Source organism: Pseudomonas sp. FW300-N2A2 (assembly GCF_017351735.1).
In the GTDB taxonomy this organism is placed as follows: Bacteria; Pseudomonadota; Gammaproteobacteria; order Pseudomonadales; family Pseudomonadaceae; genus Aquipseudomonas; species Aquipseudomonas migulae.
In genome coordinates this window covers 173,982-194,071 of sequence record NZ_JACNDU010000006.1, presented here as the reverse complement: position 1 = coordinate 194,071, position 20,090 = coordinate 173,982, and the positions used below count along the sequence as shown (strand labels likewise).

The following is a 20,090-nucleotide window of genomic DNA, read 5'->3' as shown; positions in this document are numbered from 1 at the left end:
AAATGCTGGAAACAGTCGTAGTCGTTTTTCATCTGCTGGGTGCATTGGGCGTAGTTGCTCTGGTATTGCTGCAGCAGGGTAAGGGTGCGGATGCTGGCGCGTCTTTCGGAGCAGGTGCTTCAAATACTGTGTTCGGAAGCCAAGGTTCCTCTACCTTTCTTAGTAAGTTTACTGCTATACTTGCCGCCGGTTTCTTCATAACCAGCTTAGGGTTAGGTTACTTTGCTAAAGAGAAGGCTCACCAGCTGACTCAAGTAGGTTTGCCAAATCCAGCAGTGTTGGAAGTTCCAAAGCAACAACCGGCTTCTGATGATGTACCGGTGCTTCAAGAGCAAAAGTCGGCTACTCCAGCGACTGACGTACCTCCAGCTCAAGAGCAGAAGTAAGAAGGGTTTCAAACGTAGTATTGCCGAGGTGGTGGAATTGGTAGACACGCAACCTTGAGGTGGTTGTGCCCATAGGGTGTAGGGGTTCGAGTCCCCTTCTCGGTACCAATTATCAGGAGAGCCCGCTGTTGCGGGCTTTCTTGTAGGTGGAAGGTTACATTGACCCTGTCAGGGATCGGTCGTATACTTCCGCCCCAGCTTTGTCGCGGGGTGGAGCAGTCTGGTAGCTCGTCGGGCTCATAACCCGAAGGTCGTCGGTTCAAATCCGGCCCCCGCAACCAGTTTAAGGAGCCCCTTTTAAGGGGCTTTTTGTTAGCTGGACACTTTCTACGCCGCTGTTCGACGGCGTTTCAAGGATGGGCGTTTCGCCCATTTTTTTATTTTGCATAGCATGCACATACATGCACGAGGGGGTTCAGGTGTCGAGCAAGCTAGAAGAGTTGCAGGCCTTGTTGGCCCCGGTGGTCGTGGCCCTAGGCTATGAATGCTGGGGTATTGAGTTTTCGGCTCAAGGTCGCCACTCAATGTTGCGCGTTTATATTGATAAAGAAGGCGGCGTGCTGGTGGACGATTGCGCCATCGTCAGCCGTCAGATCAGCGGTGTCCTGGATGTTGAAGATCCAATCGCCGTTGAGTACACCCTTGAAGTTTCCTCGCCTGGCATGGAACGCCCGCTGTTCACTATTGAGCAGTTTGCAAAATTTGCCGGTGAACAAGTGAAGATCAGGCTGCGCTCGCCTTTTGAAGGGCGACGCAACTTTCAGGGCCTTCTGCGCGGTGTAGAAGAGCAGGATGTCGTGGTGCAGGTAGAAGACCACGAGTTCCTGTTGCCGATCGATATGATCGACAAGGCCAACATTATTCCCAGTTTTGACTGAGACGCGGATCCCGCGGATCCAATGGCTTGCGAAAGGCGAGGCGTACGATGAGCAAAGAAGTACTGCTGGTTGTTGAGTCGGTATCCAATGAAAAGGGCGTACCGGCAAACGTAATTTTTGAAGCGCTGGAGCTGGCTCTGGCCACTGCTACCAAAAAGCGTTTCGAGGACGAAGTCGATCTGCGTGTGGAAATCAATCGCCACACCGGTGCTTACGAGACCTTCCGTCGCTGGACGGTTGTCGAAGAAGCAGACCTGGACGATCCGGCCATCGAAACCTGGCCGAGCAAGGTTGCCGAAACGCATCCTGGTGCCCAGGTTGGTGATGTAGTCGAAGAAAAAATCGAATCCATCGAGTTCGGCCGCATTGCTGCACAGACTGCCAAGCAAGTCATCGTGCAGAAAGTTCGCGAAGCCGAGCGCGCTCAAGTCGTTGACGCCTATCGCGAGCGCCTGGGGGAAATCATCTCCGGCACCGTGAAGAAAGTGACCCGCGACAATGTGATCGTCGACCTGGGCAACAACGCTGAAGCGTTGCTGGCTCGTGAAGACATCATCTCTCGCGAAACCTTCCGGGTTGGCGTGCGTCTGCGTGCGCTGCTCAAGGAAATCCGCACCGAGAACCGCGGCCCGCAGCTGATCCTGTCGCGTACCGCGCCGGAAATGCTGATCGAGTTGTTCCGCATCGAAGTGCCGGAAATCGCTGAAGGCCTGATCGAAGTAATGGCTGCCTCCCGTGACCCGGGTTCGCGCGCCAAGATCGCGGTCCGCTCCAAGGACAAACGCATCGACCCGCAGGGCGCTTGCATCGGTATGCGCGGTTCGCGCGTCCAGGCAGTGTCGGGTGAGTTGGGCGGTGAGCGTGTTGATATCGTCCTGTGGGACGACAACCCGGCTCAGTTCGTAATCAACGCCATGTCCCCGGCTGAGGTTGCGGCAATTATCGTTGACGAAGATGCCCATGCAATGGACATCGCCGTTGGCGCAGACAATCTGGCTCAGGCCATCGGTCGCGGTGGTCAGAACGTGCGTCTGGCTAGCCAGTTGACTGGCTGGACCCTGAACGTGATGACCGAATCGGACATCCAGGCTAAGCAGCAAGCAGAAACCGGCGACATCCTGCGCAACTTCATCGACGAGCTGGAAGTCGACGAAGACCTGGCACAGGTGCTGGTAGATGAAGGCTTCACCAGCCTGGAAGAGATTGCCTACGTACCGTTGGAAGAAATGCTCAACATCGACGGCTTTGACGAAGAAACCGTCAACGAGCTTCGCGCTCGTGCCAAGGATCGTTTGTTGACCAAAGCCATCGCTACTGAGGAAAAGCTGGCAGACGCCCATCCGGCCGAAGACCTGCTCTCGCTTGAGGGTATGGACAAGGATTTGGCGATGGAACTGGCGGTGCGCGGCGTAATTACCCGCGAAGACCTGGCCGAGCAGTCTATTGACGACCTGCTCGACATCGACGGCATTGACGATGATCGTGCCGGCAAGTTGATCATGGCCGCCCGAGCCCACTGGTTCGAGTAATTAGGCGCGGCCTGAGGAGAGAAGTGCATGACGCAAGTCACGGTGAAACAACTGGCCGATGAGGTCAAAACACCGGTAGAGCGCCTGTTGCAGCAGATGCGTGAGGCAGGTCTGCCGCACACCGCCGCCGAAGAACATGTGACTGACAGTGAGAAGCAATCTTTGCTGACTCACTTGAAAAGCAGCCACAAGGCGAAAGTGGAAGAACCACGCAAGATCACACTGCAGCGTAAAACCACCAGCACCCTGCGTGTTGCTGGCAGCAAAAGCATCAGTGTTGAAGTCCGTAAAAAGAAAGTTTTCGTACAGCGCAGCCCGGAAGAAATCGAAGCCGAGCGCAAACGCGAACTGGATGAACGTCGCGCAGTAGAAAATGCTGCTCGTCAGAAGGCTGAAGAAGAAGCCAAGCGTCGCGCCGAAGAAGAAGCGCGTCGCCAGCCTGCTGCTGCGCAAACCGCTACCAACGACGCTGTTGCAGCGCCGGTTGCCGTTGCCGAGCCAGTGCGTGAAAGCGCTCCGGTGGTTGCAGCTGCTCCAGCTCCGTCTGCTGATGTTCGCAACAAGCAGAACGAACAGCGCCGTCCGGACAAACCACGTGCCGACGATAACAATCGTCGTGGCAGTGGCGATGGCGAGCGTAAAAACGCTCCGCATCGTGCTTCGGTTAAAGAGAAAGCGCCTGCTCCACGTGTTGCGCCACGTACTACCGACGAAGAAAGCGATGGCTTCCGTCGTGGTGGTCGCGGCAAGGCCAAGCTGAAGAAACGCAACGCTCACGGTTTCCAGAGCCCAACCGGCCCTGTAGTGCGCGAAGTGAAGATCGGCGAGACCATCACTGTTGGCGATCTCGCCCAGCAGATGTCGGTCAAGGCTGCTGAAATCATCAAGTTCATGTTCAAACTGGGTACCCCAGCGACCATCAACCAGGTACTGGATCAGGAAACTGCCCAACTGGTTGCCGAAGAGCTGGGCCACAAAGTGACCCTGGTCAGCGACACCGCCCTGGAAGATTCCCTGGCCGAGTCCCTGAAGTTTGAAGGTGAAGCGTTCTCCCGTGCTCCGGTCGTGACCGTAATGGGCCACGTTGACCACGGTAAGACCTCGCTGCTCGACTACATCCGTCGTGCCAAGGTTGCTGCTGGCGAAGCCGGCGGTATCACCCAGCACATCGGCGCGTACCACGTTGAAACCGAACGCGGCATGGTCACCTTCCTCGACACCCCTGGTCACGCCGCGTTTACCGCCATGCGTGCTCGTGGTGCCAAGGCGACCGATATCGTGATCCTGGTGGTTGCAGCGGACGACGGCGTGATGCCGCAGACCGTTGAAGCCGTTCAGCACGCCAAGGCTGCCGGTGTTCCGCTGGTTGTAGCTGTGAACAAAATCGACAAGCCGGGCGCCGATCTCGATCGCATCCGTAGCGAACTGTCGGTTCACGGCGTGACTTCGGAAGAGTGGGGCGGCGACACCCCGTTCGTATCGGTTTCGGCGAAAGTCGGTACTGGCGTGGACGAGTTGCTCGAAGCTGTTCTGCTGCAAGCTGAAGTTCTCGAACTGAAAGCAACTCCGTCGGCTCCGGGTCGTGGCGTTGTGGTTGAATCGCGTCTCGACAAAGGTCGTGGCCCGGTTGCTACCGTTCTGGTTCAAGACGGTACCCTGCGCCAAGGCGACATGGTCCTGGTCGGTTCGAACTATGGCCGTGTACGTGCCATGCTCGACGAGAACGGCAAGCCAATCAAAGAAGCCGGTCCTTCCATCCCTGTCGAGATCCTCGGCCTGGACGGTACGCCGGATGCTGGCGACGAGATGAGCGTGGTTGCCGACGAGAAGAAAGCCCGTGAAGTGGCTCTGTTCCGTCAAGGCAAGTTCCGCGAAGTCAAGCTGGCCCGTGCTCACGCCGGCAAGCTTGAAAACATCTTCGAGAACATGGGTCAGGAAGAGAAGAAGACGCTCAACATCGTCCTCAAATCCGACGTCCGTGGTTCGCTGGAAGCGTTGAACGGTGCCTTGAATGGTCTGGGTAACGACGAAGTGCAAGTGCGTGTTGTCGGTGGCGGTGTCGGTGGTATCACCGAGTCCGACGCTAACCTGGCACTGGCCTCCAACGCTGTACTGTTCGGCTTCAACGTGCGTGCCGATGCCGGCGCTCGCAAGATCGTCGAGCAGGAAGGTCTGGATATGCGTTACTACAACGTGATCTACGACATCATCGAAGACGTCAAGAAAGCCCTGACCGGTATGCTCGGCAGTGATGTTCGCGAGAATATCCTGGGTGTGGCCGAAGTGCGTGACGTGTTCCGTTCGCCGAAGTTTGGCGCGATCGCCGGTTGCATGGTTATCGAAGGTGTTGTTCACCGTAACCGTCCAATCCGTGTACTGCGTGAAGACATCGTTATCTTCGAAGGCGAGCTGGAATCCCTGCGCCGCTTCAAGGATGACGCTTCCGAAGTACGTGCCGGCATGGAATGCGGTATCGGCGTGAAGAGCTACAACGACGTCAAAGTCGGTGACAAGATCGAAGTCTTCGAGAAGGTTCAGGTTGCTCGCAGCCTCTAACTCGCGCACTTCAAGGGCCACGATGGGCCGCTGCATGCAAATGCGCGGCACAGCGTCAGGACTCTAAACGCAACGCCCGGTCTGGCTTTTGTCAGGCCGGGCGTTTGCCGCTTTCAGACCCCACGGGTTTCACCGTGAGGCAGTTACAGGTAACAAGACATGGCAAAAGAATATAGCCGTACCCAGCGTATCGGCGATCAGATGCAGCGTGAGCTGGCACAACTGATCCGTCGTGAAGTCAAAGATCCGCGCGTAGGCCTGGTCACCATTACCGCTGTTGAAGTCAGTCGTGACGTCGGTCACGCCAAGATTTTCATCACCGTGATGGGCCAGGACAGCGCCGAAGATATCGCGCAAAGCATCAAGGTGCTCAACTCCGCCGCCGGTTTCCTGCGTATGCAGTTGGCCCGCGAAATGAAGTTGCGCAGCGTTCCGCAGTTGCACTTCCACTACGACGAAAGCGTCGTGCGTGGTGCGCACCTGTCGGCCCTGATCGAGCGTGCGGTGGCTGAAGACAATCAGCACCCGGTTGCGGCAGAAGTCGAAGACACCAAGGAGTAATCGGTGGCTCAGGTCAAACGTATCCGTCGTAACGTCAGCGGCATTATCCTGCTCGACAAACCGCTGGGGTTCACCTCCAACGCGGCGTTGCAGAAGGTTCGCTGGTTGCTGAACGCCGAGAAGGCCGGGCACACCGGCAGTCTTGATCCGCTGGCCACCGGCGTGTTGCCGTTGTGCTTCGGTGAGGCGACCAAGTTCTCGCAATACCTGCTCGATTCCGACAAGGGTTATGAAACCCTGGCGCAACTGGGCAAAACCACCACCACGGCGGATGCCGAAGGTGAAGTTTTGCAGGAGCGCCCGGTGACCGTTGGTCGATCCGATGTCGAAGCGGTACTGCCGAAATTTCGTGGGCAAATCAGTCAGATACCGCCGATGTACTCAGCGCTCAAGCGTGATGGCCAGCCGCTGTACAAGCTGGCACGTGCAGGCGAAGTAGTGGAGCGCGAACCGCGTTCTGTTACTATTGCGCGCTTGGAATTGCTGGCCTTTGAAGGTGATACTGCGCGGCTTGCGGTGGATTGCAGCAAAGGCACCTATATCCGCACCCTGGTGGAGGATATCGGTGAGCAACTCGGTTGTGGCGCTTACGTTGCTGAATTGCGACGTACCCAGGCCGGGCCTTTCACGCTGGCGCAGACTGTCACGCTTGAAGAGCTGGAAGCGGTACATGCCGAAGGCGGCAACGAAGCGGTCGACCGCTTCCTGATGCCATCGGACAGCGGCCTGCTGGATTGGCCACTGCTGCAGTTCTCGGAAGCGAGCGCGTTCTACTGGCTCAACGGCCAGCCGGTTCGCGCCCCGGATGCTCCGAAGTTCGGCATGGTACGGGTACAGGATCACAATGGTCGCTTCATCGGTATCGGTGAAGTGAGCGAAGACGGGCGCATCGCGCCGCGTCGACTGATTCGGTCAGAATGACCGGACGAGGGTGGCTGTTAACAGGCACGGTCACTACTCATTTTTAGATACAGGGATTTGTCCCTGGCCTGTTGAAACTGTTTCTTTGAAACAGTTTCCTGATAAAAGGATTGCCTCATGGCTCTCGACGTTCAAGAAAAAGCTCAAATCGTAGCTGACTACCAGCAAGCTGTTGGTGACACTGGTTCGCCAGAAGTGCAAGTTGCACTGCTGACCCACAACATCAACAAGCTGCAAGGTCACTTCAAGGCCAACGGTAAAGATCACCACTCCCGTCGTGGTCTGATCCGCATGGTAAACCAGCGTCGTAAGCTGCTGGACTACCTGAAAGGCAAGGATCTGGGTCGTTATCAGACTCTGATCGGTCGCCTGGGTCTGCGTCGCTAATAAGCGATTGCGCTAGAGGTTGGTTGTCTGCCGTGCATCAGTGGGTTTCCCGCTGGTGCATGGCAGGCTCCCAGCCTCAAGTTTTATCTGGATACACCGTTTTACCCTGGACAGGCGTTGGGCCGATTCCCGACATTGCCCAAGAATTTCGCAAGAAGACAAGTTCCCCAAGAGCCACAAAAGAAGGTAGGACACCGTGAACCCGGTAATCAAAAAATTCCAGTTCGGTCAGTCGACCGTTACCCTCGAGACTGGCCGTATCGCCCGTCAGGCCTCCGGCGCAGTATTGGTCACCGTTGACGACGACGTCAGCGTATTGGTGACCGTAGTCGGTGCCAAGCAAGCCGATCCAGGCAAGGGCTTCTTCCCTCTGTCCGTTCACTACCAGGAAAAGACTTACGCTGCCGGTAAGATCCCTGGCGGTTTCTTCAAGCGCGAAGGCCGTCCTTCCGAGAAAGAAACCCTGACTTCCCGACTGATCGACCGTCCGATCCGTCCGCTGTTCCCGGAAGGCTTCATGAACGAAGTGCAGGTTGTCTGCACCGTCGTTTCCACCAGCAAGAAGACCGATCCGGACATCGCTGCGATGATCGGTACCTCGGCTGCGCTGGCCATCTCCGGCATTCCTTTCGATGGCCCGATCGGCGCTGCCCGCGTTGCGTTCCACGAAAGCACCGGTTACCTGCTGAACCCGACTTACGAACAACTGAAAGCATCGAGCCTGGACATGGTCGTTGCCGGTACTTCGGAAGCCGTTCTGATGGTTGAATCGGAAGCCAAAGAGCTGACCGAAGACCAGATGCTGGGCGCGGTACTGTTTGCTCACGACGAGTTCCAGGTGGTGATCAACGCCGTCAAGGAACTGGCCGCCGAAGCTGCCAAGCCGACCTGGACCTGGGCTCCACAACCAGAAGCCACTGCTCTGCTGGGCGCTATCCGTGCCGAGTTCGGCGACGCGATCTCCCAGGCTTACACCATCACCATCAAGGCCGACCGTTACGCTCGCCTGGGTGAACTGAAGGACCAGGTAGTTGCCAAGCTGTCCGGTGAAGAAGGCCAGCCTTCTTCCAGCGAAGTCAAAGCTGCTTTCGGCGAAATCGAATACCGCACCGTTCGCGAAAACATCGTTAACGGCAAGCCACGTATCGACGGCCGCGACACCAAGACCGTACGTCCTTTGAACATCGAAGTCGGTGTTCTGCCAAAGACCCACGGTTCGGCTCTGTTCACCCGTGGCGAAACCCAGGCTCTGGTCGTTGCAACACTGGGCACCGCCCGTGACGCACAACTGCTGGACACCCTGGAAGGCGAGAAAAAAGACCCGTTCATGCTGCACTACAACTTCCCTCCGTTCTCGGTAGGTGAGTGTGGTCGCATGGGTGGCGCTGGTCGTCGCGAAATCGGTCACGGCCGTCTGGCCCGCCGTTCGGTTCAGGCCATGCTGCCTGCTGCCGACGTGTTCCCGTACACCATCCGTGTTGTATCGGAAATCACCGAATCCAACGGTTCGAGCTCCATGGCTTCGGTCTGCGGCGCTTCCCTGGCCCTGATGGACGCTGGCGTTCCGATGAAGGCACCCGTTGCCGGTATCGCGATGGGTCTGGTTAAGGAAGGCGAGAAATTCGCTGTCCTGACCGACATCCTGGGTGACGAAGACCACCTCGGCGACATGGACTTCAAAGTAGCTGGTACCGCCAAAGGTGTTACCGCGCTGCAGATGGACATCAAGATCAAAGGCATCACCGAAGAAATCATGGAGATCGCTCTGGGCCAAGCCCTGGAAGCGCGCCTGAACATCCTCGGTCAGATGAACCAGATCATTGGCCAGTCGCGTACCGAACTGTCGGAAAACGCTCCGACCATGATCGCGATGAAAATCGACACCGACAAAATCCGTGATGTCATCGGTAAAGGCGGCGCGACCATTCGTGCGATCTGTGAAGAGACCAAGGCTTCGATCGACATCGAAGACGACGGCTCGATCAAGATCTTCGGCGAAACCAAGGAAGCGGCTGAAGCAGCACGTCAGCGCGTTCTGGGCATCACCGCAGAAGCTGAAATCGGCAAGATCTACGTCGGTAAAGTTGAGCGCATCGTCGACTTCGGCGCATTCGTCAACATCCTGCCGGGCAAGGACGGTCTGGTTCACATCTCGATGCTGAGCGATGCTCGCGTTGAGAAAGTGACCGACATCCTGAAAGAAGGCCAGGAAGTGGAAGTGCTGGTACTGGACGTGGACAACCGCGGCCGTATCAAGCTCTCCATCAAAGACGTAGCAGCAGCCAAGGCTTCGGGCGTTTAATCACTCCCCACGCCTGACCGCTTCAACGTTATAAAAAATGCCCCGCAGTGAAAACTGCGGGGCATTTTTTTGTCTGCGAAAACTGGAAACGGTTTGTGGATTTGCCCGCTTCCAATCTCGATGCTAGGTTTAGCTCACCGCCCGTGTAGCTCAGCCGGTAGAGCAGCGCACTCGTAACGCGAAGGTCGCAGGTTCGATTCCTGTCTCGGGCACCATCCCCTGTTATTTCACCTTGCTTCTCAGATCATCCACGGCGCGTTTCAGCTGATCCAGTTGGCTGTCCTGATTGCTGACGTCCCGCTTGAGGCTGGACAGGTCGCTGGAACTCGCGCTGGAGCTCGACCCGGCGCTACGTTTCAAGTCTTCCACCTGACTGGCGAGCCTTTTCAAGTCGTTGTCCTGTGCGCTGACGGTGCGCTTGAGGTCGCTCACTTCGCTGGAGCTGGAGCTTGAACTGGAGTTCGAGCCGCTGCTGCGCTTGAGATCGTCCATTTGGCTGGCGAGCTTTTTCAGGCTGTTGTCCTGTTCACTGACCGTGCGCTTGAGGTCGCTCACTTCGCTGGAACTGGCGCTTGAGCCGGAATTCGAGCTGCTGCTGCTGCGCTTGAGATCGTCCACCGCTTTAGCGAGGTTTTTCAGGCCGTTGTCCTGTTCACTGACCGTGCGCTTGAGGTCGCTCACTTCGCTGGAACTGGCGCTTGAACCGGAGTTCGAGCTGCTGTTGCGCTTGAGTTCGTCCACTGCTTTGGCGAGGTTTCTCAGGCCGGTTTCCTGTTCAGTGAGCGTGCGCTTGAGGTTGGCCACTTCGCTGGAACTGGAGCTGGAACTCGAACCACTGTTGCGTTTGAACTCTTCCAATTGCTTGGTGAGTTCTTTCAGGTCCTTGTCCTGTTCGGTGGCAGTGCGTTTGAGGTTGGTTATCTCACTGGCACTCGAACTGGAGCTTGTTCCGTTGTTGCGCTTGAGTTCCTCGATGAGACGAGCCTGCGCTTCGAGGAGATTCTTGAGTTCCTTGATGTCATCCGTGTTGGTTTTAGCGGTGCGTTGCAGTGTTTCTACACCCTCGACACTGAGATTGCTCCTGACCATGACGTCTTTACCATACAGTCTGTGAAAGACGAGGAAGCTGTCGGTGGAGGAAGGGTTGTCTGAGGCGAACTCCAGACCGGCTTGGGCCGTATTGGCCATTGCCATGTTGCCAAGAAAAAGGGCGGCCATGCCTGTTGCCAACAGGGTAGACGGAAGCTTCTTGAAAATGCGCATCACCTGAGTTCCTTGTGAAGTGCCTAGATGGCACATCGCTATGACTTTGCTTTTTGAAGGTTGTTCCTGTGTGGCGAGGGAATATTTTCAGAAAAACCGCTCGGCATTTTTTTTGTAGATTTGATGTAAAAGTCCATATAAATCGTCTTCCAAACGTCCTATATTCGGACATTGCACGAGCATCACCCTGCAGTTTTCAAATGATCCACGAATGGTTCTGAAGGCCAGACAAACCGGGCTTCACACGGTTTTTTGCGTCAGAGAGATCCTTGATGATCCAGATCCATCTTCCATTCCCCCGATCAGCGAGAACGAAATGACCGTTAAAGAATTGACCCAGGAAGCCAGGCACGAAGAAGCGCTGAAGAAGTACGTGCTGGACGCGCCCCAACTGCTGGAAGAGATCAAGGACTTGCCCGCCGACGATCAGAAAGACCAGATTCAATGGGCGTTCGAGGATGAAGCAGAAGCCCAGGGCCTGCAGCCGTGGGAGCTGACGCTCAAGTACACCTCGAGCCCGGAAGAGTTTGAAGCGGCGCGACTGGTGCTGCACAAAGAGGCGGCCGAGGTATTGGGCGTCGAGTGGGAAGAGTACTGCGAGATGAATAATCTGGTGGTCTGACCCATGTAGGAGCCGGCTTGCTGGCGAAGGCGGCGTAACGGGTAAACCGCGTCGCCTGGATCGCCAGCAAGCCGGCTCCTACAGTTTCATGTCGTTCAGGAAATTTCAGAGGCTGAGCCGCATCGACAGATCGACAGCCTTCACGTCCTTGGTCATCGCACCAATCGAAATGTAATCCACCCCGGTTTCGGCGATCGGCAGCAGCGTGCTTTCGTTGATGCCGCCGCTGGCTTCCAGTTTTGCCTTGCCGCCATTCAGGCGCACGGCCTCGCGCATGTCATCAAGGCTCAACTCGTCGAGCATGATGATGTCGGCACCCGCCGCAAGCGCTTCTTTCAACTCATCTAGGCTTTCCACTTCGATCTCCACCGGTTTGCCCGGGGCGATCTTGTGCGCGGCGTTGATCGCTTCAGGGATGCCGCCGCTGGCAGCAATGTGGTTTTCCTTGATCAGGAAGGCGTCGTACAGGCCGATGCGGTGGTTGTGGCAGCCGCCGCAGGTCACGGCGTACTTTTGCGCCAGGCGCAGCCCCGGCAGGGTTTTGCGGGTGTCGAGCAGCTTCACCTGCGTCTCGGCGACGAAATCCGCCAGGTATTGCGCACGAGTGGCCACACCGGAAAGCAATTGCAGGAAATTCAGCGCACTGCGCTCGCCTGTGAGCAGGGAGCGGGCAGGGCCTTCGAGGTGGAACAGCACTTGATTGGACTTCACCCGTTCGCCATCGGCCACCTGCCAATGCACGGCAACCCGCGGGTCCAGTTGCCGGAAAACCGCGTCAACCCAGGCGGTGCCGGCGATGACCGCGGCGTCGCGCGTGATGATGGTGGCTTTGGCCAGGCGTTCGGCCGGGATCAGCTGCGCGGTGATGTCGCCGCTGCCGATGTCTTCGCGCAACGCACGGCGTACGTTGGCTTCGATTTCGGCGGTCAGATCGGCGAGACGTAGATTCGGCATAACGGACTCCACAAACAAAGTGGCTCGATTATAGGGCCATGGCGCGGGGCAACCCAAGGCGCGCGCGACCTTCCAGTCGTTCCGGAACCTGCATTTGGTCGAATCTCTTGAGCCAGCGAGGTTCAGCAGCGGTCCTTTGCAGGCGTCTATTTCAAAGAGAAACACAGAGTCTGCTGGCATACGGGACATCTTTTGCAAGATAATGCGCCTTGCATTTGACGTCATGACTTTGACGTATCTTTGGTTCGCCGATTATTGAATGACAGCGGGCGGGCATTGTCTTCTGTTGCGCACGGCTGTGAGGCTGGCGTACTCGATCTTTCCAACCGAACCGAAGCATCACCGTTTCAGGAGGCCAGGATGCACAACGACGGGAATGTAGTGCCTTTGCACAAGGCAACTACCGATCAGGCGAGTCACTCGCCGCTCGCCCGCCTGCCTGTGATTCTGCTTCAGGTTCGCGACAAGGCCGCTCAACAGCTCCGGCATGCTCTGCAGGAGTTGTTCGATAACGCCGACGACACGCTGTTCGAAATGGCTGACCGGGCCCGCAATGACGTCGAGCAGAACATCTTTTTTGAAGCCATGCGCGATTTGCGCCTCAAGCGCAAAAATATCGAGCGGGCGTTTCTCGAACAGTTCTTCGAAGCGTTTGTCGGTCTCGCAGGCAGTATTCAGACGGTCTTGCCGCAGACATTGACCCTCGATATTCAGGCGCAACAGTCCGGTGATGAGCTGGAACGTCGCGTGGCGGTGGAGGCCATGGTCAATAAAGTGCTGAGCCGCGACGGTTTTGCGCTTGATCAATTGACCGCCCGGCTCAGCACGTTGCTGGGCAAGCAGCTGGTGACTACGCGCAATCCCCTGGGCCCGGCGATGCTCTGTGAGTATTTCATGCAGGCCGGGCGTAACCTGGGGGTCGAGATCAAGGTCAAGTTGATCATCCTCAAGCTTTTCGAGCGTTATGTGCTCAGTGATGCCGATCAGCTCTACACCGAAGCCAATCAGATATTGATCGCCACCGGCATATTGCCCGACCTGAAGCCGGCCCCGAATCGGCGTGCCATTGATCGTGCGCAGGCCAGTGTTCGTGCCGAGCCCGACGAGGCTGGCAACCGTTGGGACAGCACGCCAATCGACGACAGCGTGCAGGAAGTGTTCGCGGCATTGCAGGAATTGCTGCTCCACGTGCGTGGCAGTGTCGCGCCAACGCTGGAAACCAGTGCTCAGACGCAACCGATATCCACCCGCGACCTGCTGCGGCTGCTCTCGCACTTGCAGCAGTACGTGCCGGCTCCGGCGGTCCAGGACGAATTCGACCTGCGAAACCAGCTTGAGCAACTGCTGACCCGGGTCAGCGTCAAAAGTGGCAAGTCGCGTGTAGTCGGCGTCGCTGACGAAGATGTGATCAACCTGATCGCCATGCTCTTCGAATGCATCCTCGATGACCGCAATCTGCCGGATTCTCTCAAGGCGCTGATCGGGCGCTTGCAGATCCCGATGCTGAAAGTGGCCGTGATCGACAAGAGTTTCTTCAGCCGCAGCAGTCACCCGGCCCGCCGTCTGCTCAACGAAATCGCCGCCGCGGCCTTGGGCTGGGGCGAGTGCGATGACCATGAGCGCGACAGCCTGTACCTGCGCATCGAGCAAGTGGTGCAGCGTTTGTTGAACGACTTTGTCGACGATCCGGCGATCTTCTCCGAATTGCTGGCGGATTTTCTGGCGTTCACCAGCGACGAGCGTCGTCGCAGCGATTTGTTGGAGCAGCGTACCCGCGACGCCGAAGAGGGCCGCGCCAAAACCGAACTGGCCCGGCAACGCGTCGAGCTGGCGTTGAATCAGGCGTTGTTGGGCAAAGTGCTGCCGCAACGGGTGGTGGCGTTTGTTCAGGACGCCTGGAGCCAGGTGCTGCTGCTGACCTGCCTCAAGCACGGCGATCAGTCCGCCGAGTGGCATGCGGATGTGCAAACCATGGAGCAATTGATCTGGAGCGTGCAGCGCCATGACGACGCTGACGCAAGCCTGCGCCTGTTGGCGCTGGTGCCGGGGTTGCTCAAGTCCTTGCGCGACGGGTTGAGCAGTTCGGCGTTCGATCCGTTCGCCACCGGAGAGTTTTTCAGCGAGCTGGAAGGCTTGCACGTTCAACTGTTCGAACGAGCGGACCAGGCACCGGCTGCCACCCGTCCTGCCGATGCGCCGCTGATGGTTGAAGTGCGCGAAGAAATCGTGCTGCTCACCGCCGACGAAGGGCCGGTGGAATCGGTCTCGGTGCGCTTGCCGGCGGATGATCCGGGCCTGCTTCAGGTCGATCAGTTGCACGCGGGCTGCTGGGTCGAATTTCAGGAAGATGAGGAAAACACCCTGCGCTGCAAGCTCGCCGCGATCATCGAAGCCACGGGCAAGTACATTTTCGTCAACCGCACCGGCATGAAAGTGCTGGAGCGCAGCCGTACCGGGCTGGCACTGGATTTCCGTCGTGGCGCGGTGCGCACCCTCGACGACACCTTGCTGTTCGATCGGGCCCTGGAGTCGGTGGTCGGCAACCTGCGGCGGCTCAATCGCGGCAAGTGATCGCGCGCCGAGGGTCTATCGCGGCATACTGGGCACCAACACAGTCGTCGTTGAAGGAACCTGTATGCAGTTGGACCCCGCGAGCGGTTGGTGTCAGGGCGTGAACGTTTGCCCTTCACCCAACTTCAATGCGCGCCCCACGGGCGAAATTTCCCTGCTGGTGATCCACAACATCAGTCTGCCGCCGGCGCAGTTTGCCACCGGCAAGGTGCAGGAATTTTTCCAGAACCGGCTGGATGTCACAGAGCATCCCTACTTTGAAGGGATCGCTGACCTACGGGTGTCTGCGCATTTTCTGATTGAGCGTGACGGCACCGTCACTCAGTTTGTCTCTTGTCTTGAACGCGCCTGGCATGCCGGTGTGTCGTGTTTCGACGGCCGGGAAACCTGTAACGATTTTTCCGTGGGCATCGAGCTTGAAGGCACGGATGATCTGCCGTTCACCGATGCTCAATATGACGCGTTGACGGCCCTGACCTTGCAACTGCAAAGCGCTTTTACGGGCATTACCGCGCAGCGCATCTGCGGGCATAGCGACATCGCGCCGGGGCGCAAGACGGATCCCGGACCTGCGTTCGACTGGGCGCGTTATCGCGCGGCCCTGGCTAAAGAGGAACCACAATGAGTTTTCTGGTGTTGCTGTTGGCGGTCTGGATCGAGAAGTTCTCGGCCCTGCGCCATCGGGTTCAACGTGATGGCGGTTGGGTGGCCGAGTTGCACAAGCTTGAAGCCAACCCGCGTATGGTCAATCGCCCGTGGTTGATTTTGCTGATTCTGGTGCTGCTGCCGGTGGCGCTGTTGGGGTTGTTGCTGGTGGTGCTGGAGCCGGTCGCTTACGGTCTGTTGGCGCTGCCGGTGCATTTGCTGGTGGTGATTTATAGCCTGGGGCGCGGTGATCTGCTGGCCGATCTCGGACCGTTTCGCGATGCCTGGCGCCGGGAAGACCTGCAAGCTGCCGCTCATGTAGCGAAACGTGACCTGGACATTTGTGCCGAAAACGGCGAGCAACTACTGGAACGGGTTGAGGGGCATCTGCTCTGGGAGGCGTACCAGAGTTTTTTTGCGGTGATTTTCTGGTATTTCCTGCTGGGCCCGGTGGCGGCGCTGAGCTACCGACTGCTGGCCCTCGCCGAAGAACACGGGCAGAACCCGGCCGTCGTCGAGCGCGCCGCACAACTGCGTCACGCGTTCGATTGGGTGCCGGTGCGTCTGCTGGCGGCGAGTTTTGCGCTGGTCGGCAACTTTGTCGCCGTCAGTCGGGTGATGCTGAGCGAACTGCTGAACTGGAACATCAGTGCCGCCCAACTGATCGAGAAGGTCGGGCTGGTAGCCGGTGAAATTCCTGCGCCGGTGGTCGGGCCCGATGGCATCAACAGCCTCGACCGGATCTGGGAGCTGCTGCTGCGTGCGGCAGTGCTCTGGTACGCCGGTTTCGCGCTGTGGACAGTCTTCCCCTAAACACCACACCCCTGTAGGAGCCGGCTTGCCGGCGATGGCTGCGCCTCGGTGTTTCAGGTACACCGCATTGATGCCATCGCCGGCAAGCCGGCTCCTACAAGGTCTGTAATGGCAAGACGGAGCGTCTCGTCGGATAAGCTGCCGTTAACCTTAAGTTACAAAACCTCCCGTCGATTTAAGCTATACAGAGATAGCACTCAATAGTGGCTATCTGCTGCTTGTCTGTGCCTGCCAATAAAAATAAGAAACCCAAGGGAGACTTCCAGTGAAGAGCTTGCTCTATCCCGCCGTCGCGCTAATGAATCGCCTGAGCTTCGGCATGAAGTTCAGCCTGATCAGCGTTCTGTTCCTGGTGCCCATGCTGGTGACCAACTTTTATCTGGTGCGTGATTCCTATCGCGAATTCCAGGGCACCCGGGTGGAACTGCAGAGCCTCGACCTGCTGGGCAGCAGCCTGTCGCTTCGACGCGACCTGGAAACCCTGAACAACCTGGTGCAGATCAACGTCATCCTTGGCCAGTCCGGCAAGGCCGGTAATCTCGAATCCCAGATCACATCCCTGGAACAAAACGTTCTGGCCCGCCTGCAAGGGCTGACAGCGATGACCACCGATCCGGAACTGGTCACCGTTTTCGATGGCAAACGCGACGAAATGATCACCGCGTTCAAGGCCCAGCAAACGGAAAACTCCCTGCAAAGTAAAAGTGCGCTGATCGGCAAGTTGCTCGGCAATGCACAGATTTTCAGCCAGATCATCGCCAGCCAGGCGGGTTTGAGCCGTGACAATCAGAGCGACATGCGTCAGCTCACCGAACTCATCACCAATGTCACGCCGCCCGTCACCCAGACGTTGGGCGATGGTCGCGCCATGGGTTCCTACTCGCTGGGTCAAGGGTTTCTCAATTCCTCTTCGAGCACCCGCTTCGATGAATTGCTGGTGCAGATTGAAAAGCTGCAAGCCGAGTACGGTCTGAAGTTGCAGGATGCGCTGGGGTCGAGCAAGGCGGCACGTGAAACCCTGGCGGCGCAGGCCGAGAGCAGCAAGGCGTCGCTGAAAAAGGCCAGTGAACTGTTCGAAGAGCAGGTGGTGATGGCCGACACCCTCGATGCGCCGTGGCTGGCCTTCTACGATCAGGTCAGCGGCCTGATGGACCAGACTTACCAACTCAACGAAGCCACCCTGAAATTCCTCGACACCCAATTGCAACAACGACTGAGCCAGAACCGCACGCACATGGTCTTGCAGGCCGTGGCGCTGTCGGTGGTGTTTGTGCTGATTTTTTATCTCTACGGCGGCTTCTACGCCTCGACCCGCACCACCCTCAAGCGCCTTGGCGCGATGATGGACAAGGTCGCGGCCGGCGACATGACCGTGACTTTCAACGCCAACAGCCGTGATGAGCTGGGCGAGTTGGGCGAGGTGTTCAACGGCACGGTGAAGAAAATCCATGACTTGATCGAGCGTGTCGGTCAAACGGTCGGGGAAGTCGAGCGTCAGGCCGGTCAGGTCGAGAACGTGTCCGCCCAGAGCAACCAGGCTGTCGCGGGGCAACGCACGCAGATCGAGCAAGTCGCCACGGCGATGAACCAAATGTCGGCCACCTCACTGGAGGTGGCCCGCAGCGCCGCCGCGGCGGTCAGCAGCGCCCACAGCGTCAATGACGAAACCATCAGCGGTCGCGGGTTGGTGGAGTCTCAGCAGGGCAGCATCGCTGCGCTGGCCAGCGAGATCGATCAGTCGGTGCTGGTGATCAATCAACTGGCCAGCGACAGCCAGTCCATCAGCCGTGTGCTGGAAGTGATCAAAAGCATCGCCGAACAGACCAACCTGCTGGCGCTCAACGCCGCTATCGAAGCCGCGAGGGCCGGCGAGCAGGGGCGTGGTTTTGCGGTGGTGGCGGACGAGGTCCGGACCCTGGCCAAACGCACCCAGCAATCGACCGAAGAAATCGAACAGATGATCGCCAAACTGCACAGCGGTGTCGGCGCCGCGGTGAAGGCCATGGGCACCAGTCATCAAATGGCCAACGGCACGGTAGGGCAGTCGGAAAAGGTCCAGCAGGCGCTGGAAAACATCCTTGGCGCTGTCGGCATGATCGTCGATCAGAACCAGCAGATTGCCGCCGCCGTAGAGCAGCAGACCGCCGTGGCTCACGACATTGACCAGAACATCGTCGAGATCAACCGGGCTGGCGAACGCACCGCCGAAGGTGCGCACCAGACCGAGGACGCCAGCCGGGCGTTGTCGGCGCAGGTGGTGGAGCTCAAGCAGTTGATCAGCGCGTTCCGGGTTTGAAGAACCGCATAACCCCTGTAGGAGTGAGCCTGCTCGCGATGGCGTAGGTACATTCACCCTACAGGGTGTTTACCAGACCGCTATCGCGAGCAAGCTTGCTCCTACAGTTTTGTGCGTTGTCTGTAGTACTTGTTTCTTCCACAAGTAGGCGGTATCCGATTTCCCTCCAGAGTCTGGTTTTTGGTCTTCAATGAGGGATGATCCACAACCCTGACCTACTCTGAGGAGGCTCGGTTATGTCCTTCGCTACAACTGGAATCCAGGGCCATTGTGCTCATTGCGGATGCACACTCCTGCTCGAACCCTGGCAACTCAACGCCATTGCCATCCATGAAGCCTTCGCCTGTTCCCACTGTCACAAAGCCTTGCAACTGAGCGACCCGAAACAGATCAGGCGCATCAAATCCCTCGACTCGCTTGCGATGCTACGTGCGAGTACGTTGGTGATGGTCTGCACCGCGTTGCTGGTGGCATTGGTGATGGAATGGGTGGGGATGCTCAGCGTGGTCGAGCAGCTGAATTTTTCGTTGATCGCGATTCTGGTCTACTTCGCGGTTATCCGGTTCGCCCGGCACCGGCAACACATGACGCTGATTCTGGAAGCGGCCAAGGCTCACGCCGACTGATTACCAGTTGAACAACTCACACGCATTGGCTGTGCTGACAGCCGCCAGCCGTTCAGGGCTGATTGCCATGATCGCGGCCAGCGCCGAGCAGATCGCCGGCAAATGCGCCGGGCTGTTGCGTTGACCGGGAAACATGGCGGGGGCCATGTCCGGTGAGTCGGTTTCCAGCACCACAGACTCCAACGGCAACTCTGCAAGCACCCTGTGCATGCGCAACGCCTGCGGCCAGGTCGCCGCGCCACCCAGGCCCAGTTTGAAGCCGAGCCTGATGTACTCGCGGGCTTCTTCCTTGCTGCCGGCGAAGGCGTGAATAATCCCCGCGCGTTTCAACTTGAAGCGCTTGAGCGTGGCAATCACCGCTGCATGACTGCGTCGCACGTGAATCAGCGCTGGCAGATTGAAGTCCGCCGCCAGTTGCAGTTGCGCGTCGAACAATGTCTGCTGGCGTTCGCGGTCGAGGGTTTCGATGAAGTAATCCAGGCCAATCTCGCCCACCGCGCACAGCTGTCGGTGACCGGCCAGGCGGGTCAGCCACTCGGCGAGTTCGCGTAGGTCCTCAGGCCGATGCTCGTCCAGATACACCGGGTGCAAACCGAACGCCGCGTGCAGATCGGGATCGCTTTGCACCAGATCCCAGACCCGCTGCCAATTGGCCTGATAAACCCCCAGCACCACCATCCGCCGCACGCCGAGGGCGCGGCTCTCGGCGAGCAGCGCCTGACGATCCTCGTCAAAGTCCGGAAAATCCAGATGAGTGTGGCTGTCGATCAGCTCCACGGT

At 58.1% G+C, this 20,090-nt stretch carries 17 protein-coding genes and 3 tRNA genes; 17 read left to right on the top strand and 3 right to left on the bottom strand.

Translation table 11 applies throughout. The features are described from left to right. Positions 1-2 precede the first annotated feature (2 nt). From secG to J4E42_RS11605, 11 genes are all read left to right on the top strand, one after another. Complete coding sequence (gene secG, locus J4E42_RS11655) at positions 3-386, top strand: preprotein translocase subunit SecG (RefSeq protein ID WP_017336473.1); 384 nt, start codon at positions 3-5, stop codon at positions 384-386. A 22-nt stretch (positions 387-408) separates the two neighbouring features. Then, positions 409-494: transfer RNA gene (locus tag J4E42_RS11650), tRNA-Leu, on the top strand. Positions 495-590: 96 nt separating this feature from the next. Further along, a tRNA-Met gene (locus tag J4E42_RS11645) sits at positions 591-667 on the top strand. A 138-nt stretch (positions 668-805) separates the two neighbouring features. Continuing rightward, positions 806-1,264 (top strand): ribosome maturation factor RimP, encoded by a 459-nt coding sequence (gene rimP / locus J4E42_RS11640; RefSeq protein WP_032828556.1) that lies wholly within the window; start codon positions 806-808, stop codon positions 1,262-1,264. A 47-nt stretch (positions 1,265-1,311) separates the two neighbouring features. Next, complete coding sequence (nusA, locus tag J4E42_RS11635; RefSeq protein WP_008024459.1) at positions 1,312-2,793, top strand: transcription termination factor NusA; 1,482 nt, start codon at positions 1,312-1,314, stop codon at positions 2,791-2,793. 27 nt (positions 2,794-2,820) lie between these two features. After that, positions 2,821-5,349, top strand: a complete 2,529-nt coding sequence (infB, locus tag J4E42_RS11630) for a translation initiation factor IF-2 (protein WP_008024457.1) — start codon at positions 2,821-2,823, stop codon at positions 5,347-5,349. A gap of 159 nt (positions 5,350-5,508) precedes the next feature. Beyond that, positions 5,509-5,910 carry a 30S ribosome-binding factor RbfA gene (gene rbfA, locus J4E42_RS11625; protein WP_008024456.1) on the top strand — a complete coding sequence of 134 codons (402 nt, stop codon included), beginning with the start codon at positions 5,509-5,511 and terminating at the stop codon, positions 5,908-5,910. 3 nt (positions 5,911-5,913) lie between these two features. After that, entirely contained in the window at positions 5,914-6,831 is a 918-nt protein-coding gene (gene truB / locus J4E42_RS11620) for a tRNA pseudouridine(55) synthase TruB (protein ID WP_008024455.1), read from the top strand. Between the two features lie 117 nt (positions 6,832-6,948). Beyond that, a complete protein-coding gene (rpsO, locus tag J4E42_RS11615; protein ID WP_003177875.1) occupies positions 6,949-7,218 on the top strand; it encodes a 30S ribosomal protein S15 in 270 nt (89 codons plus the stop codon). Positions 7,219-7,414: 196 nt separating this feature from the next. After that, entirely contained in the window at positions 7,415-9,520 is a 2,106-nt protein-coding gene (pnp, locus tag J4E42_RS11610; RefSeq protein WP_008024453.1) for a polyribonucleotide nucleotidyltransferase, read from the top strand. A 139-nt stretch (positions 9,521-9,659) separates the two neighbouring features. Further along, positions 9,660-9,735: transfer RNA gene (locus tag J4E42_RS11605), tRNA-Thr, on the top strand. Positions 9,736-9,742: 7 nt separating this feature from the next. On the opposite strand, the gene J4E42_RS11600 is transcribed toward J4E42_RS11605, so the two are convergent. Next, positions 9,743-10,783 carry a hypothetical protein gene (locus J4E42_RS11600; RefSeq protein WP_207285297.1) on the bottom strand — a complete coding sequence of 347 codons (1,041 nt, stop codon included), beginning with the start codon at positions 10,781-10,783 and terminating at the stop codon, positions 9,743-9,745. 316 nt (positions 10,784-11,099) lie between these two features. On the opposite strand from J4E42_RS11600, the gene J4E42_RS11595 reads away from it, so the two are divergent. Then, the gene (locus tag J4E42_RS11595) at positions 11,100-11,405 is read left to right on the top strand and encodes a DUF6388 family protein (RefSeq protein WP_008024451.1); all 306 of its coding nucleotides are present in this window, start codon (positions 11,100-11,102) and stop codon (positions 11,403-11,405) included. A gap of 105 nt (positions 11,406-11,510) precedes the next feature. Here the strand turns inward: J4E42_RS11595 and nadC are convergent, their stop codons facing one another. Then, positions 11,511-12,359, bottom strand: coding sequence for a carboxylating nicotinate-nucleotide diphosphorylase (nadC, locus tag J4E42_RS11590; protein ID WP_207285296.1), 849 nt, complete (start codon positions 12,357-12,359; stop codon positions 11,511-11,513). A gap of 360 nt (positions 12,360-12,719) precedes the next feature. Here nadC and J4E42_RS11585 point away from each other — a divergent pair, with 360 nt between their 5' ends. The 5 genes from J4E42_RS11585 to J4E42_RS11565 all read left to right on the top strand — a co-directional run bounded on the left by J4E42_RS11585 (position 12,720) and on the right by J4E42_RS11565 (position 19,310). Continuing rightward, entirely contained in the window at positions 12,720-14,930 is a 2,211-nt protein-coding gene (locus tag J4E42_RS11585; RefSeq protein ID WP_008036226.1) for a DUF1631 domain-containing protein, read from the top strand. Between the two features lie 64 nt (positions 14,931-14,994). Then, the gene (ampD, locus tag J4E42_RS11580; protein ID WP_008024447.1) at positions 14,995-15,555 is read left to right on the top strand and encodes a 1,6-anhydro-N-acetylmuramyl-L-alanine amidase AmpD; all 561 of its coding nucleotides are present in this window, start codon (positions 14,995-14,997) and stop codon (positions 15,553-15,555) included. Then, positions 15,552-16,388, top strand: coding sequence for a regulatory signaling modulator protein AmpE (gene ampE, locus J4E42_RS11575; RefSeq protein WP_008036227.1), 837 nt, complete (start codon positions 15,552-15,554; stop codon positions 16,386-16,388). The genes ampD and ampE overlap by 4 nt, the downstream gene beginning before the upstream one ends. Before the next feature lie 265 nt (positions 16,389-16,653). Further along, positions 16,654-18,684, top strand: coding sequence for a methyl-accepting chemotaxis protein (locus J4E42_RS11570; protein WP_207285295.1), 2,031 nt, complete (start codon positions 16,654-16,656; stop codon positions 18,682-18,684). A 236-nt stretch (positions 18,685-18,920) separates the two neighbouring features. Next, a complete protein-coding gene (locus tag J4E42_RS11565) occupies positions 18,921-19,310 on the top strand; it encodes a hypothetical protein (RefSeq protein WP_192227700.1) in 390 nt (129 codons plus the stop codon). On the opposite strand, the gene J4E42_RS11560 is transcribed toward J4E42_RS11565, so the two are convergent. Continuing rightward, positions 19,311-20,087, bottom strand: a complete 777-nt coding sequence (locus tag J4E42_RS11560; RefSeq protein WP_207285294.1) for a TatD family hydrolase — start codon at positions 20,085-20,087, stop codon at positions 19,311-19,313. Positions 20,088-20,090 lie beyond the last annotated feature (3 nt).